General features: G+C 69.0%; 1 protein-coding gene. It reads right to left on the minus strand.

The window, feature by feature from the left end; genetic code table 11:
• Positions 1–17,592: non-ribosomal peptide synthase/polyketide synthase (locus AB0H61_RS38580; protein WP_357313778.1), on the minus strand; the 17,592-nt coding region annotated here is incomplete at both ends.

Below are 17,592 nucleotides of genomic sequence, written 5' to 3' on the forward strand. Positions count from 1 at the left end.
AACCTGATTCACCACGCCCGAATGCGGCACCGCCACACCCTTCGGACGACCCGTCGAACCCGACGTGAAGATCACATACGCCGGATGCTCCGAACGCAACGGAACAATCCGCTCCGCATCGGTCACCGGCTGGTCCGAATACCCGGACAGATCCAGCTCATCGATCGACAGCGTCCGCAGGCCCGCGCCGTCGAAACCGTCACGCGCGGTGGTCAATACACAGACCGGTGCCGCCGACTCGAGCACATACCCGACACGCTCGGCAGGCTGATCCAGATCCAACGGCACATAACCGCCGCCAGCCTCCTGCACGGCGTACGCGGCGACCACCAGGTCGACCGAACGACGCATGCCAAGGGCGACAAGAGATTCCGGACCGACACCCGCCTCGATCAGACGGTGCGCCAAACGATGCACCCGACCCGCGAACTCCGCGTAGGTCAACGCGATCCCGGCAGCCGGATCGATCACCGCGACCGCATCCGGCGTCGCCTGCTCTTGACGGGCGAATTCGGCGACCAGGGTGCCCGCCGCATCCAGCTCCCGCGCGGTGTCGTTCCACCCACGCAACGCCCGATACATTTCCCGCTCGTCCAGCAGCGGGATATCGCCGATGGCTCGATCGGGCTCCGCGACGACCGCGCTCAGCAGCCGCTTGAACCGGCGACCGAACTCCGCCATCGTCGCCGGATCGAACAGATCCGTCGCGTAGATGAGTTCGGCGGCGATGCCATCGGTGGCCGGATTCTCCGACATCACCAGTTGCAGGTCGAACTTCGCCACGTCGATCGGCATTTCGACGCCGCTGACCGTCAGCCCGGGCAATTCCAGGCTGGTCTGTCCGGTGTTCTGGAATGACAGCATCACCTGGAACAGCGGATGCCGCGCCTGCGAACGCGCCGGATTCAGGATCTCGACCAGGCGCTCGAACGGCAGGTCCGAATGGCCGAACGCGGCGATATCGGTGGCGCGCACCGTACGCAGCAGATCGGTGAAGGTCGCACCGCGTTCGACCGGCGTCCGCAGCACCAGGGTGTTGACGAACATACCGATCAGATCATCGAGGGCACGCTCACCGCGGCCCGCCACCGGCGTGCCGATGGCGATGTCGTCCTCACCGGACAGCCGTGCCAGCAGCACCGCGAGCGCGGTGTGCGCGACCATGAACAGCGTCGCACCCCTGGTGCGGGCGAGTTCGACCAGCGCGCTGTGGGTTTCGGCGTCGATCTCGAAGGCGTGGGTGGCGCCGCGACCGGACGCCACCGCGGGACGCGGCCGATCCGAGGGCAGGTCCAGCTGTTCGGGCAGCCCGCGCAACGTATCCGACCAGAACGAAATCTGTTCGGAGATTACCGATTCCGAATCGTCCTCGGCGCCGAGCACCGCGCGCTGCCACAGCGCGAAGTCCGCGTACTGCACCTCGAGCGGTCGCCAGGACGGCTCGCCGCCCTCGACGCGAGCGCCGTAGGCGATCATCACATCCCTGGTCAGCGGTCCCATGGAGAAACCGTCGGCCGAGATGTGGTGTACCACCAGCGCGAGCACATGCTCGGTCGGGCTCACCTCGAACAGCCGGGCACGGAACGGCACCTCGGCGGTGACATCGAACGCCGTCAGCACGAACTCCGACAGCCGCGCGGGCAGTTCGGCCTCGGTGACCTCGACCGGGGCCAGATCCGGAATGACCTGTCCGGTCGGGACGGTCTGCTGATGCGCGGCGCCGTCCACCTCGGGGTAGAAGGTGCGCAGCGACTCGTGCCGGGCCAGCACATCGGCGACCGCGATCTGCAGCGCCTGCCGGTCCAGCAGCCCGGACAGCCGTACCGCGGCCGGAATATTGTCGACCGTCGACTCCGGGTCGAAGCGGTTCAGGAACCACATGCGCTGCTGCGCGAGCGAGAGCGGCACCAGCTCCGGACGCGGTTGCGGCACCAGGGCCGCCCGCGCACCGGCGCCCGCCCGGGACTCCACCCGGGCCGCGAGCGAGACCACGGTAGAGGCCTCGAACAGCTCGCGAACACCGAGATCGGTATCCAGGGCCGCGGACAGCCGGGCCGCGACCTGGGTGGCGCTGAGCGAGTTGCCGCCGAGGGCGAAGAAATCGTCATCCAGACCGACCCGTTCGGCGCCGAGTACAACGGCGAAGGTATCGGCGACGATCTCCTCGACCGGCGTGGTCGGGGCGCGGAACACCGCGGCCTCGAAGACCGGTGCGGGCAGCGCCTTGCGATCCAGCTTGCCGGAGGCATTGAGCGGGAATTCGTCCAGTACGAGCACCAGCGTGGGCACCATGTAGGCGGGCAGCTGCCTGCCGAGATCCTCGCGCACCAGCTCGCTGTCGACCCGGGCATTCGGCGCGGCGACGACGTAGGCGACCAGCTGATCACCGGTGCGCTGATCGCTGCGCACCACCACGACCGACTGGGCGATCTCGTCCAGCCCGGTCAAGGCGGACTCGATCTCGCCGAGCTCGATGCGCAGACCACGCACCTTCACCTGGAAGTCGGTACGGCCCAGGTACTCCAGCTCACCGCTGGAGTTCCAGGACACCAGATCACCGGTGCGGTACATACGGGATCCGGCGGCACCGAAGGGATTGGCCACGAACCGATCGCTGGTCAGGTCGGGACGGGCGACATAGCCACGCGCCAGCTGGGTACCGGCGAGGTACAGCTCACCCGCGACACCGACCGGGGCCGGGCGCAGCCGCGAATCCAGCACGTAGACCTGGGTGTTGAACACCGGCGCACCGATCGGCACGGTCTCGGTGTCGGCGGCGACCACCTGGTGGTAGGTGACGTCGACCGCGGCCTCGGTCGGGCCGTACAGGTTGTGCAGGGCCGCGCCGGTCAGCTCGCGCAGGCGGTGCGCGGGCTTGGGCGGCAACGCCTCACCGGAGGCGAAGACCATCCGCAGCGACTGGCAGCGCGCCGCCGCGGCGTCGGCCACGAACACCGCGAGCATGGACGGCACGAAGTGGGTGACGGTGACCCGCTCGGTCGCGATGATCTCGGCCAGATACGCCGGATCCCGATGCCCGTCCGGCTTCGCGATCACCAGGCGCGCGCCGATCTGCAAGGGCCAGAAGAACTCCCACACCGACACGTCGAAGGTCGCCGGGGTCTTCTGCAGCACCGCGTCGGCATCGGTGAGGCCGTACTCGGCCTGCATCCATACCAGGCGGTTGACGATCGCCGCATGCGATACCGCCACGCCCTTCGGGCGGCCGGTGGAGCCGGAGGTGAAGATCACGTACGCGGTGTTGGACGGGTGCAGCGGCACGCGCCGCTCCGCCTCGGTCACCGGATCCTCGGACAGGCCCGACAGATCGAGCAGATCGATGCGCACCTGCGCGGTATCGATGGCGAGATCGCTGCCGGAGGTCAGCACGCAGACCGGGTCGGCCGTGGCCAGAATGTATTCCGTGCGTTCGGCCGGATGATCCGGGTCCAGCGGCACGTACGCGCCACCGGCGACGGTGACGGCGTACATACCGACCACCAGATCCACCGAACGCCGCATGCCGAGGGCCACATACGACTCCGGGCCGACGCCGCGTTCGATGAGCCAGCGCGCCAGGCGGTAGACCCGGCCCGCGAACTCGTCGTAGGACAGACTTGTCCCGTCGAACGTCCTGGGGACGGCAGCCGACGAAGTCGGCGGGGTGGGCGAGCTCAGCGCGGTCGCTTCCGGCGTCCTGGCCAGCTGGGCCTCGAACATCGAGACCAGCGTCGCGGCGGTATCGATATCGTGCGCGGTGTTGTTCCAGCCGGTGGTCACCAGCGCGCGTTCGGCGGTGTCGACCAGCTCGATATCGCCGACGGTCACCTCGGGCTCGGTGGTGATCGCGGTGAGCACCCGCACCAGACGGTCCGCGATGCGCCGCACCGTGGCCTCGTCGAACAGGTCGCGCAGGTAGCCCGCCCGGATCCGCAGGCGCGAATCGAGCTGGGCGATCAGGGTCAGCGGGTAGTGCGTGGCGTCGGCGGCGTCCAGGCCGACCACGGCCATACCGTCGATATCGGCGGCCTGCGCCTGAATACCTTCCGCGTCCACCGGATAGGACTCGAACACCACCAGCGTGTCGAAAAGACCGGCCACGCCCGCGGCGGACTGGATATCGGCCAGGCCGACGTAGTGGTGGTCGAGCAGATCCGCCTGCTCACCCTGGGTCCGGGTCAGCAACTCGCGGGCCGGCTCCGACGGATCGAAGCGCACCCGCACCGGGACGGTGTTGATGAACAGACCCACCATGGCCTCGACGCCGGAGAGCTCCGCCGGGCGACCGGACACGGTGGTGCCGAACAGCACGTCCTCGCGACCGGTCATGCGGCCCACCAGGATTCCCCAGGCGACCTGGAGCACCGTATTCGGCGTGACGCCGAGCGAACTCGCGAGCTCGGTGAGCCGCGCGGTGGCCGCCTCGTCCAGATCGAAGAAGTATTCACCGGACAGCGCGGTGATTTCGCGTCCGGCGTCCGGGCGCGAGAGCAGCGTCGGCTCGGTGACGCCGTGCAGCGCATCGGCCCAGGCGGCCACCGAGGCCGCATGATCCTGCTGCGCGGTCCAATCCAGGAAGTGCCGGTAGGAACGCACCGCGGGCAGCGCGGTGGCATCCGCGTGCAACGCGTAGAGCGCCAGCAGATCCCGCATGAGCAGCGGCATCGACCAGCCGTCGAGCAGGATGTGATGATTGGCCACCACGAACTGCCAACGGTCGGTATCCGATGGGGCGTCCGCGGGTCCCTCCGTGGTTACGCGAGCTGCCGCCTCCGGGCCTGCCGCTCCCGCCCGGGCGACCTGGATCAACGTGAACCGGATCAGCGGCGGCGCGGTCAGATCGAAGCGCTGCATACGATCGGCGTCGATCAGATCGGCTGCGTCGCCGGATTCGACGCGGCTGTGCTCGGCCCAGGCCACTCGGACGCCGTCCAGCACCACCTGCACCGGATTGCCATCGTTATCGGTGACGAACGCGGTGCGCAGGTTCTCGTAGCGATCGACCAAAGCCTGTGCGGCCGCACGCAACCGGACCGCGTCGACGCGACCGGTCAAGGTCAGCACCGCCTGGGCGGTGTAGACGTCCACCGAACTCGCCGCCAAGCGGGCGTGGAACAGCAGACCGGCCTGTAGCGCCGAGAGCGGCCACACATCGGACAGCGCCGGGAAACGTCGCTCCCAGCCGTCGATATCGCGCTGAGTAGCACGCACCAAGGCGAAGTCGGACGGGGTGTGGCCACCCGCTTCGGCCGAATTCGCGTGCCGTGCCACGGCTTCCAGCGCGGTGGTCCACAGCTCGCCGAACTCACGGACCGCGGCGGCGTCCAATAGCGTCGACGGGTAGCCGATATTCGCGGTGAGCTTGTCGCCCACCACGATCGCGTTGATATCCAGCGGCGCCATCGCGGGCATATCCGCGTCGTAACCGCCGCCGAGCGCGCCGAGTTCGGGCGCGGGAATCCAGCCGAAGCCGCGCAGCGCCTCCGGCACATCGTTGTCGGAGACCCGGCCCAGGTAGTTGAAGCTCACCTGGCCCGGCAGCCCCGCGGGCAGTTCGCCCGCGGTGGCCGGGTTCAGGTAGCGCAGCAGGCCGTAGCCGATGCCCTTGTCGGGCACCGCGAGCAGCTGCTCCTTGATCGCCTTGACGGCCTTGCCCAGTGCGGGTCCACCGGTGAGCGCGGCGTCGATATCGATGCCGGACAGATCGAATCGGACCGGGAAGATCGCGGTGAACCAGCCGACGGTGCGCGAGAGATCCGCGCCGGGCACGACATCCTCTTCGCGACCGTGGCCTTCCAGCCGGATCAGCAGCGAGTCGTCGGCGCGGAAGGTGGTACGCCGGGCCCGCCACTTCGCGGTCGCCAGCGCGAGCGCGGTCAGCAGGCCGTCGTTCACGCCGCCGTGGAACAGTGCGGGCACCGCGGTCAGCAGGGCCTTGGTCACCTCGGCGGAGACCTCGATCTGCACCTTCTCGATGACACCCGAGGTATCGATTTCGGGGTCCATCACGCGCTCGGTGAGCAGCGGATCGGCCGCGCCCGCCACCGTGCGCCAGTAGTCGAGTTCGGCCACCCGCTCGGCGCTTTCGGCTTCGCGCCGCAGCGCGTGCGCCCAGGCGCGCATGGAGGTCGCGGGTGCGACCAGCTCGGGCCGCTGGCCCGCGGTGAGCTGACCCCAGGCCGCCACGAAATCCGGGACCAGGATGCGCCACGAAACGCCGTCCACCACGAGGTGATGCGCCAGCACGATGAGGCGGCCCTGGTGGCCGGGCTCCGACGGATCCAGCCAGACGAACCGGATCACCACGCCCGCGGCCGGATCCAGTCGATCCAGCGCGGCATCCAGTGCGGCGGTGGCGATGTCGACGAGCTCGTCCGTGGTCGCCGCGGCCGGGTACTCGACCCGCTCGATCAGCGCGTCCACCTCGACGGTGCCCGGCGCCGCGGTCTCGACCACCCAGTCGTCGCCGTCGCGGTGCAGGCGAGCCCGCAGCATGTCGTGCCGGTCGATGACCGCGCCGACCGTGGTGGCGATGCCCGCACGGTCGATGCCGACCGGAAGTTCCAGCGCGAGGGTCTGGTTGAAGCGGCCGAACGAGCCGGACCGCTCCGCCATGAACCGCACCACCGGCGTGAGCGGCATGGTTCCGACGCCGCCGCCGGGCAGCTCGTCCAGCACGGCCACCGCGGATACGGCGTTGTCGGTGGTCTCGGCGACCGACGCCAGGCCCGCCACGGTCCGCTGCTCGAATACGTGCCGCGGCGTGAAGACGACTCCGCGCGCCTTGGCCCGGGAGACCAGCTGGATGGAGACGATGCTGTCGCCGCCGAGGGCGAAGAACGAATCGTCGACGCCGACCCGCTGCACGCCGAGCACCTCGGCGAAGACCTCGGCGATGGTCTGTTCGACCGGCGTGCGCGGGGCGCGGAATACCACCTCGGTCGCGAATACCGGCTCCGGCAGCGCCTTCCGGTCCAGCTTGCCCGTCGGGGTGAGCGGAACATGGTCGAGCACCATGATCGAGGACGGCACCATATAGGCGGGCAGCCGGTCCTCGAGCATCTCGGTCAATGCCGCGACATCGATCGAATATCCCTGCGCCGCCACGACATAGGACACCAGCGAAACCGCGCCCGCGGCATTCTTGCGCTCACCCACCCCGCCGGCTCCGCCGGCTGCCGTCCCCCGGTGGCCGATGGTCGCGGCGAAGTCGACGCTCTCGTGCGCGGACAGCGCGCTGTCGATCTCGCCCAGCTCGATGCGGAAACCGCGCACCTTCACCTGGAAATCGGAGCGGCCCACGTATTCCACCGCACCGTCGCGGGTCCAGCGGACCACGTCACCGGTGCGGTACATGCGCGCACCCGCCACATACGGATTCGCCACGAAGCGGTCCGCGGTCAAACCGGCCCGCGCGTGGTAGCCACGCGCCAGCTGAATGCCCGAAATGTAGAGCTCACCCGCGACACCCACCGGCACCGGGCGCAGCTGGCCGTCCAGGATCAGCGACTGGATGCCACGGATCGGACCACCGATCGGCATCGGATCGCCCGCCGCCAGCGGTCGGCTGATATTGACCACCATGGCGGTCTCGGTCGGGCCGTAGACATTGTGGAAACGGCGAATCGTGCCGTCGGACAGCGGTAACGCCCATTTGGCGATGAGCTCCGGCGGGTACGCCTCGCCACCGACCGCGAGCACCCGCAGCGAATCCAGACCGCTCGGATCGAAGGTGGCCAACGCGGCGGGGGTGATGAATACGTGCGAAACCCGCTCGGTGCGCAGCAGCTCGGACAGTTCCTCGCCGCCGTACACGCCGGTCGGCACCACGACGAGCGCACCACCCGGCCCGAGGGCGAGCAGCAGCTCGAGGATCGAGGCGTCGAAGCTCGGCGAGGCGAAATGCAGTGCGCGGGAATCGGAATCGAGCCGGTAGTGCTCGATCTGCGCGGTGGCGAAGTTCGCCAGCACCGCATGCGAGACCACGACGCCCTTGGGCACACCGGTGGAGCCCGAGGTGTAGATGACGTAAGCCGGGTTCTCCGGGCGCAGCGGACGGGTCCGGTCGGCGTCGCCGATCGGAGCTCCGTCGAACGCGTCCAGGTCGAGATCCTCGAGCACCAGCCAGCGCACCGAATCCGGCAGTCCTTCGCGTGACGCGGCAACCGTAATACCCACCGGCGAACCGGAATCGGTCACCATATGCGCGATGCGATCGGCCGGGTAGGTCGGGTCGACCGGTACGAACGCCGCACCCGTCTTCGATACCGACAGCGCGACGAAGACCGAATCCGCGGACCGCGGCACACCGACCGCGACCAGGTCCTCGGTACCGACACCCTCGGCGATCAGCAAGCGGGCCAAGCGGTTCGAGCGCTCGTCCAACTCGCCGTAGGTCAGCGTGGCGCCGCGGTACACCACCGCGGGCGCCTGCGGATTCCGCGACGCGACGCTGGTCAGCAGTTCCGGCAGGGTCCGCGGCGACACCGCGGGCGCACCGGCGCGGGCCACCAGATCGGCCCGCTCGACGGCGTCGAGCACATCGATCGCACCGACGGTCACGCCCGGATCGGCGGCCACGGCTTCGAGCACCCGCCGCCAGCGCAGCACGATCTCCGCCGCGGTCGACTTGTCGAACAGATCGGTGGCATAGGTGAGCGCCACCGCCATTCCGGCCGAGCCGGATTCGGCGCCGGTCAGCTCCGACAGGGTGAATTGCAGGTCGAAACGGGCGACCGTCTCGTCCAGATCCAGCGCCGACACCGTCAGACCCGGCAATTCCAGGGCGGTGCGGTCCAGGTTCTGGAAGGCGAGCGCCACCTGGAACAGCGGGTTACGCGACTGCGAGCGCTCCGGCGCGAGCAGTTCGACCAGCCGCTCGAAGGGCACGTCGGCGTTGCCGTAGGCATCCAGGTCGGTCTTGCGCACCCGCTCCAGCAGATCGGCGAACGGCTCGGACTGCCGAATCCCGGTGCGCAGCACCAAGGTATTGACGAACATGCCGACCAGATCATCGAGGGCCTGCTCACCACGGCCCGCGATCGGCGAGCCGACCGCGATGTCGTCGGTGCCGGAGAGTTTGGCCAGCAATACCGCCAGCGCACCGTGCATGACCATGAACAGCGAGGCGCCGTGTTTGCGTGCGACACCTTCCAGCGCCTCGACCAGTTCGGCGGGCAGCTGCGACTGCACTGTCGCGCCGCGCAGCGAGGCGACGGCGGGACGCGGCCGGTCGGCGGGCAGCGTCAGCTCGTCGGGGATGCCGTCGAGCTCACGCTGCCAGTAGACGACCTGGCGGGCGAGCAACGACTCCGGGTCGTGCTCGGCGCCGAGGACATCACGCTGCCAGATCGCGAAATCGGCGTACTGCACCGCGAGCGGCGTCCAACCGGGCGCGCTGCCCTGGCTGCGCGCGGTGTAAGCGGTCATCACATCGCGTGCGAGCGGGCCCATGGAGAAACCGTCACCCGCGATGTGGTGCACCACCACGACCAGCACATATTCCTCAGCGCCGAGGGAGTACAGCCGGGCGCGTAGCGGAACCTGTTCGGCCACATCGAATCCGGTGGCGGCGAACTCGGTCACCACGGCCGTCAGCGCTGCCGGGTCCACCGGAACCGGCCGCAGATCCAGCGCGATGTCCTCGGCCGGAACGATCACCTGAACTGGCGTGCCGCCGTGCTCGGGGTAGCGGGTGCGCAACGATTCGTGCCTGCGCACCACGTCGGCGACCGCGAGTCGCAGCGCCTCGATATCGAGCGCGCCCGACATACGGATGGCCAGCGGCAGGTTGTAGGCCGCCGAGGAGGTGTCGTACTTGTTCAGGAACCACATGCGCTGCTGCGCGTAGGACAGCGGCACCAGTTCGTCCGTCGACTTCGGCCGCGCCACCAGGCGGGCCCGCGCCGCGCCGTCGGTATGCGACTCCACCCGCGCGGCGAGCGCCTCCACCGTCGATGCCTCGAACAACGCACGCACCGGAACGCTCGTCCCGAGCGCCGCGCCGATCCGCGACACCACCCGGGTGGCGATCAGCGAGTTGCCGCCGAGATCGAAGAAGTCGTCGTCGACGCCGACCCGCGGCAGATCGAGCACCTCGGCGAAGACCCCGGCCACCGTCTCCTGCACCGGCGTGACCGGCGCACGGAAGGTCCTGGCCTGCACCGCGGGCGCGGGCAGCGCACGGCGGTCCAGCTTTCCGTTGACGGTCAACGGAATCCACTCGAGACGCACCAGCGCCGCGGGCACCATATAGGACGGCAGCAGCTCGCCCGCGCCCGCGCGCACCGCGTCGAGATCCGGAATCACATCCGGCTCCGCGACCACGTAGGCCACGATGCGCTGATCGCCCGGCTGGTCCTCGCGCACAATGACCGCCGCCTGGGCGATGCCGGGCTGGGCCAGCACCGCGGACTCGATCTCACCGAGTTCGATGCGGAAGCCGCGCACCTTCACCTGATCGTCGGCACGGCCCAGGTATTCCAGCTCGCCGAAGCGGTTCCAGCGCGCCAGGTCGCCGGAGCGGTACAGGCGCGAACCCGCCGCATCCACCCCACCCAGCGGGTTGGCCACGAACCGGGTCGCGGTGAGATCCGGCCGCCCGAGGTAGCCACGGGCCAATTGCGGTCCCGCCACATACATTTCGCCCGCGACGCCCACCGGAACCGGGCGCAACCTGCTGTCGAGTACGAAGACCCGCAGCCCCGAGATGGCGCGGCCGACGATGCTGCCCGAGGCGGCATCGATGGTGGCGGCGTCCAGCGCACGGTAGGAGACGTGCACCGTGGTCTCGGTGATGCCGTACATATTCACCAGCAAGGGTGCGGAACCGACCGACTTGCCGGTGACACCGTCGCCGTGCCTGGCGATCCAGTCCGAGAGCCTGCGCAGTTCCAGCGCCTCACCGCCGAACACCACATAGCGCAGTGCCAGCGGGGCCGCGTCGGGTGCGGCGTTGCGATCCGCTTCGGCCAGTTGGTAGAACGCGGACGGCGTCTGGTTGAGGACCGTGACCCGCTGATCCCGCAGCAACTCCAGGAACTGTTCCGGCGAGCGCGAGGTGTAGTAGTCGACGACCACCACGGTGCCGCCGAAGAGCAACGGACCCCACAGTTCCCACACCGAGAAGTCGAACGCGTAGGAGTGGAACAGCGTCCACACATCCTCGGGTCCGAAGCCGAAGTCGCGATCGGTATTCGCGAACAGCCGCACCACATTCCGGTGCGCGACCGCGACGCCCTTGGGGCGGCCGGTGGAGCCGGAGGTGTAGATGACGTAGGCGACGTGATCCGGGCTCAGCGGCGCCCTGCGGTCGGCATCGGTGATCGGGGCGTCGTCGGCGTCCTCGACATTGCCGGTCTCGACGGCGAATCCGTCCAGCACCACGGTCGGCAGGTCGGCCGGAATCGCCACCTCGACCGTCGAATCGAGAATCACGCTGGTGGGCCGGGAATCCGACAGCACGTAGGCGATGCGATCGGCCGGGTAGGTCGGATCGACCGGCACATAGCCCGCGCCGGTCTTGACCACCGCGAGCAACGCGACGACCAGGTCCAGCGAGCGCGGCAGGATCACCGCGACGAGCGATTCGGGTCCGGCGCCGTCGGCGATCAGCCTGCGCGCCAGCACATTCGCGCGCCGGTCCAGCTCGGCGTAGGTCAGCGAGTCCGAGCCGAATGTGGCGGCGGTGCGCTGCGCATGCGCGGCGACGGCCTGGTCGAACAGCGAGACCACGGTGAGATTCGCGTCGGCGAACCGGCCGGTGGCAGTGTCGGCGCCCGAGGAGACCCAGCGCTGCGAAACATCCAGGCGCTCCGCCTCACCCAGCAGATCGATATCACCGACGACGATCGCGGGGTCCTCGGCGACGCTGCGCAGGATGCGCACCAGGCGGTCGGCGAACAATGCCACCGTCTCCGGATCGAACAGCTCGGTGGCGTAATTCCAGGACAGCGCCAGCGCGCCGTCACGGGCCTCGCCCACGGTCAGCTGCACATCGAACTTCGCTGTGCCCGTGTCGAATTCGACGACATCGAGGTTCAGGCCGGGCAGCGCGACGGTGCCCATATCGGCGGCGGAGGCCGCCTCGAAGGTGAGCGCCACCTGGAACAGCGGGTGGTGCGCCTGTGAGCGCGCGGGGCTCAGCACATCGACGAGCCGCTCGAACGGTACGTCGGCGTGTGCGAAGGCGGCGAGGTCGGTGCGTCGCACCTGCTCCAGCAGATCGCTGAACTTGGCGCCCGGGTCGACCTCGTTGCGCAACACCAGGGTGTTGACGAACATGCCGACCAGATCGTCGAGCGCGCGCTCGCCGCGGCCCGCGATCGGGGTGCCGATCGCGATATCGGTGCTGTTGGACAGCCGGGCCGCCCAGGTCGCGAGCGCGGCATGCACCACCATGAACAGCGTGACGCCGTGCGCGCGGGCGATATCGGTGAGCGCGCGATGCAGTTCGGCATCGACCGAGAAATTGTGCAGGCCACCGGAATTCGAGGCGATCTCGGGCCGGGGACGATCGGCGGGCAGCTCGATCTGGTCCGGCAGATCACGCAGTTGCTCGGCCCAGTACGACAGCTGAGCGGCGGCAACCGATTCCGGATCGTCCTCGGAGCCGAGCACCTCGCTCTGCCACAGCGTGTAGTCGGCGTACTGCACCTCGAGCGGGGCCCAGGTGGGGATCTCGCCCCTGGCGCGCTCGGAGTAGGCGACCACCACGTCACGCAGCAGCGGGCGCAGCGAGAAGCCGTCACCGCTGATGTGGTGCATGACGAGCACCACGACATGGCTGTTTCCGCCCAGCGTCAGCAGCCCCGCCCGGAACGGGATCTCGGTGGTCACGTCGAAATGCACGCTCGCGAGTTCGACGATGCGCGAGGACAGTTCGGTCGAGGACACCGGCTCGGCGGCGAGCTCGAAGCGCACCTCGTCGGCGTGCAGGATGCGCTGGTAGCCGACGCCTTCCACCTCGGGGTAGACGGTGCGCAGCGCCTCGTGACGGGCCAGCACGTCGCCGATGGCGGCGTTCAACGCGGCCACGTCGAGATCGCCGGTCAATCGGATGGCGACCGGAATGTTGTTGACCGCGGTGCGGTTGTCGAAGCGGTTCAGGAACCACATGCGCTGCTGCGCCAGCGATAGCGGCACGAGCTGTGCCATCTCGCCGGTTCGCAAGCTCACCGCCGCCGGCCGCGGCTGGGCGGTCAGCGGAGCCCGGCCACCCTGTCCGGCAGCCGATTCCACGCGCGCGGCGACCGCCTCGACAGTGGAGGCCTCGAACAGCAGCCGCACCGGCACCTGGGTGTCGAGCGCCGTACCGAGACGCGCGGCCACCTGGGTGGCGACCAGCGAGTTGCCGCCGAGCTCGAAGAAGTCGTCGTCGAGGCCGATCCGGTCGACGCCGAGCACCTCGCCGAAGGTGCTCGCGACAATCTGCTGCACCGGGGTGGCGGGCGCCCGGAATTCCCGGGCCGCGAAGATGGGTTCGGGCAGCGCTTTGCGGTCCAGCTTGCCGGAGGCGTTGACCGGGAACTCGTCGAGCACCAGGTAGGCCGTCGGCACCATGTAGGCGGGCAGCTGCCTGCTCAATACGGACTTGACCGACTCGATGTCGATGGCCCGATCCGGGTTCGCCACCAGATAGGCCACCAGCTGATCGCCGGTGCGCTCGTCGTTGCGGACGAGAACCACCGCCTGCGACACCGAATCCTGTGCGGTGAGCGCGGTTTCGATCTCGCCGAGCTCGATGCGCAGACCGCGCAGCTTCACCTGGAAGTCGGTGCGGCCCAGGTATTCCAGCTCGCCCCCGGAGTTCCAGACGACCAAGTCGCCGGTGCGGTAGGCGCGTTCGCCGTTGACAGCGAACGGGTTGGCCACGAAGCGGTCCGAGGTCAGATCCGGGCGGCCGACATAGCCGTGCGCTAGCTGCGCGCCGGCCAGGTACAGCTCGCCGGGGACGCCGACCGGCACCGGGTGCAGGCGCGAATCCAGCACCAGCATCTGAGTGTTGAACACCGGGGCGCCCATCGGAACCGAGCTGAGATCGGCATCGATGACCTCGTGGTAGGTCACCTCGACCGCGGCCTCGGTGGGACCGTAGAGGTTGTGCACGCGCGCGCCGGTGAGTTCGCGGATGCGCTGGGCGGCGGCGCCGGGCAGCGCCTCACCGGAGCAGAAGATGTGGCGCAGGGTGCGGCACTGTGCCGCGGCGTCCTCGGTCACGAAGACCGAAAGCATGGACGGCACGAAGTGCGCGGTGGTGATCTGCTCGCGCTGGATCAGCTCGGCCAGATAGGCCGGATCCCGGTGGCCGTCCGGCTTGGCGATGACCAGCCTGGCGCCGATCTGCAAGGGCCAGAAGAACTCCGGCACCGAGACGTCGAAGGTGGCGGGCGTCTTCTGTAGGCCCACATCCTCGGCGGACAGCCCGTACTGGGCATGCATCCAGACCATGCGGTTGACGATCGCGGCGTGCGAAACCGCGACGCCCTTGGGCCGACCGGTCGAGCCGGAGGTGAAGATGACGTAGGCGGTGTTCTGCGGGCGCAGCGGCCGATGCCGATCCGCGTCGGTCAGCGGCTCGTCGGAGAACCCGGACAGGTCGAGCCGATCGATGCGCACCTGGCGCGAGAGTGTGCTCGCGAGATCGGCGCCGGAGGTAAGCACGCAGACCGGTCCCGCGGTGCGCAGAATGTGGTCGATGCGCTCGGCCGGATGATCCGGATCCAGCGGTACGTACGCGCCGCCCGCGGCATTGATCGCGTAGATGCCGACGAGCAGGTCGAGCGAACGCCGCATACCCAGGCCGACATACGATTCCGGGCCGACGCCCGCCTGCTTGAGCCAGCGCGCCAGCCGGTGCACCCGGCTCGCGAACTCGGCGTAGGACAGACTTGTCCCCTCGAAGGTGAGCGCGGTCGCGTCCGGGGTGCGGGCGGCCTGCGCCTCGAACATCGAGACCAGTGTCGCGGCGGCATCGCCGACTGGCGAGGTCAGCGCGGCGTCGACCGGGAATTCGGTGTCGTTCCACCGCTCCAGGACCAGGGTGCGTTCGGCCTCGTCCAGCAGTTCGAGGTCGCCGACGGTACCGGTCGGCTCGGCGGCCACACCGCGCAGCACCCGGAGGAAGCGCTCGGCGAAGGAATCCGCGAATGCCCCATCGAAAAGGTCGGTGGCGTAGACGAGTTCGGCATCCATGGCGGCGGCGCCGAGTTCGCGGGTCTGGTTGCCCGGCACCTCACCGAGGGTGAGTTGCAGGTCGAACTTGGCCGTCGGCTGGTCGATCTCCAGCTCCGAGACCCGCAGGCCCGGCAGCTCCAGGCTGGTGCGGCCCAGGTTCTGGAACGACAGCATCACCTGGAACAGCGGGTGGCGCGCCTGCGAACGGGCCGGGTTCAGCACCTCGACCAGACGCTCGAACGGCACGTCGGTGTGCGCGAAGGCTTGCAGGTCGCGCTCGCGGACCTGCGCGAGCAGGTCGGTGAAGGGCGCCGCGGCATCGACGTGCGCGCGCAGCACCAGGGTGTTGACGAACATGCCGACCAGGTCGTCGAGACCCTGTTCGCCACGACCGGCGGCGGGGATGCCGATGGCGATGTCGTCGGTGCCGGACAGCCGTGCCAGCAGCGCGGCGAAGGCGCCGTGCACCACCATGAACAGCGTGGTGCCGTTCGCGTGCGCCACCCGGTTCAGTTCGTCGACGAGTTCGCCCGGCACCCGGAATCGGTGCGTTCCGGCCTGATACGAGGCGACCGCGGGGCGCTGGCGCTGCGACAGGCGCAGTTCCTCCGGCAGCCCGGCCAGCTCCTCGCGCCAGTAATCCAGCTGCGCGGAGATCAGCGAGATCGGATCGTCCTCGTTGCCGAGGGTTTCGCGCTGCCACAGGGCGTAGTCGATGTACTGCACCGCGGGCGGGGTCCAGCTCGGCGCGGAATCCGAGCGCCGCGCGATATAGGCCGACATCAGGTCGCGAACCAGCGGCCGCATCGAGAAGCCGTCGGCCGCGATGTGATGCACGACCATGGCGAGCACGTAATCCTGGGTGGTGTCGCGCCAGCGCTTACCCCCGTCGGCGCTGGTGTCCACCTGGTAGACCCGTAGCCGCACCGGCGGCTCTTCGGTCACGTCGAAGCCGCGGATGACGAATTCGTACAGTGCGCCCGGGATCTCGTCCTCGGTGACCGGCACCAGGTCGAACTCCGGGATGGCCCGCGACATCGGCAGCACCTGCTGATAGGCGATGCCCTCGTGCGACGGATAGACCGTGCGCAGCGATTCGTGCCGGGCGATCACATCGCTCACGGCCCCACGTAGCGCGTCCAGATCCAGGTGTCCGTGCAGCCGGACCGCCACCGGGATATTGCTGGCGGCCGAATCGGTGTCGAAGCGGTTGAGGAACCACATGCGCTGCTGCGCCAGCGACAGCGGCGGGTGTTCGGGCCGGGGGCGCGGGGTCAGCGCCGGGCGGCCACCGATGCCCGCATGGGCCTCCATGCGGGCCGCCAGCGCGGCGACGGTCGGCGCCTCGAAGAGCAGTCGGACCGGCACGCGGGTGTCGAGCACGGCGCTCAGCCGCGCGACTACCTGGGTGGCGATCAGCGAGTTGCCGCCGAGGTCGAAGAAGTCGTCGTCCAGACCCACCGGACGCTCGCCCGCGTCGGTCGCCAGGCCGAGCACCTCGGAGAAGGTGTCGGCGACGATCTCCTCGATGGGGGTCGAGGGCGCGCGGAATTCCCTTGCCTCGAAAACAGGTTCGGGCAGGGCGCGCCGATCCAGCTTGCCGTTCGGGTTCAACGGCATGGCGTCGAGCACGACGATCGCCGCGGGCACCATGTACGAGGGCAGCAGCGCACCCAGGTGGGTCCGCAGCTCCTCGAGGTCGATCGCGGCTTCGGTGGCCGGGACCACATAGCCGACGAGCTGATCGCCGGTGCGCGCGTCCGAACGCACCAGCGCCACCGCCTGCGCCACCGAATCATGCGCCGTCAGAGCGGTTTCGATCTCACCCAGCTCGATACGCAGACCGCGCAACTTCACCTGGAAGTCGGTACGACCCAAGTACACGATCGCACCATCGGCGCCCCGCGTCACGAGGTCACCGGTGCGATACATACGAGCACCGGAAGCGCCGAACGGATTGGCCACGAACCGATCCGACGTCAGATCCACCCGGCCGTAGTAGCCGCGAGCCAACTGATCACCCGCGAGATACAACTCACCCGCGACACCCACCGGCACCGGATGCAGACGCGAATCCAGTACGTACGCCTGGGCATTCCACACCGGAAGACCGATCGGCACCGCACCGTCCACCTCGGCGGCGACGGGTCCGTGCGTGGCGTGCACCGTGAACTCGGTAGGTCCGTACAGGTTGAACAGCTCCGCGGAGCTGACCCGGCGGATCGCCTTCACGGCCTCACCGGTGAAGGCCTCACCGGCGATCAACAATGTCCGCAACGAGGACAGGGCTTCGCGACCGATGCCGGTCGCGTCGGCGCTGCTGGCGAAGACCGTCAGCATCGACGGCACGAACGAGGTCATCGTCACCCGCTCGGACGCGATCACCTCCGCCAAATACTGCGGATCCCGATGACCATC

It is taken from the genome of Nocardia sp. NPDC050710 (assembly GCF_040654375.1).
In the GTDB taxonomy this organism is placed as follows: domain Bacteria; phylum Actinomycetota; class Actinomycetes; order Mycobacteriales; family Mycobacteriaceae; genus Nocardia.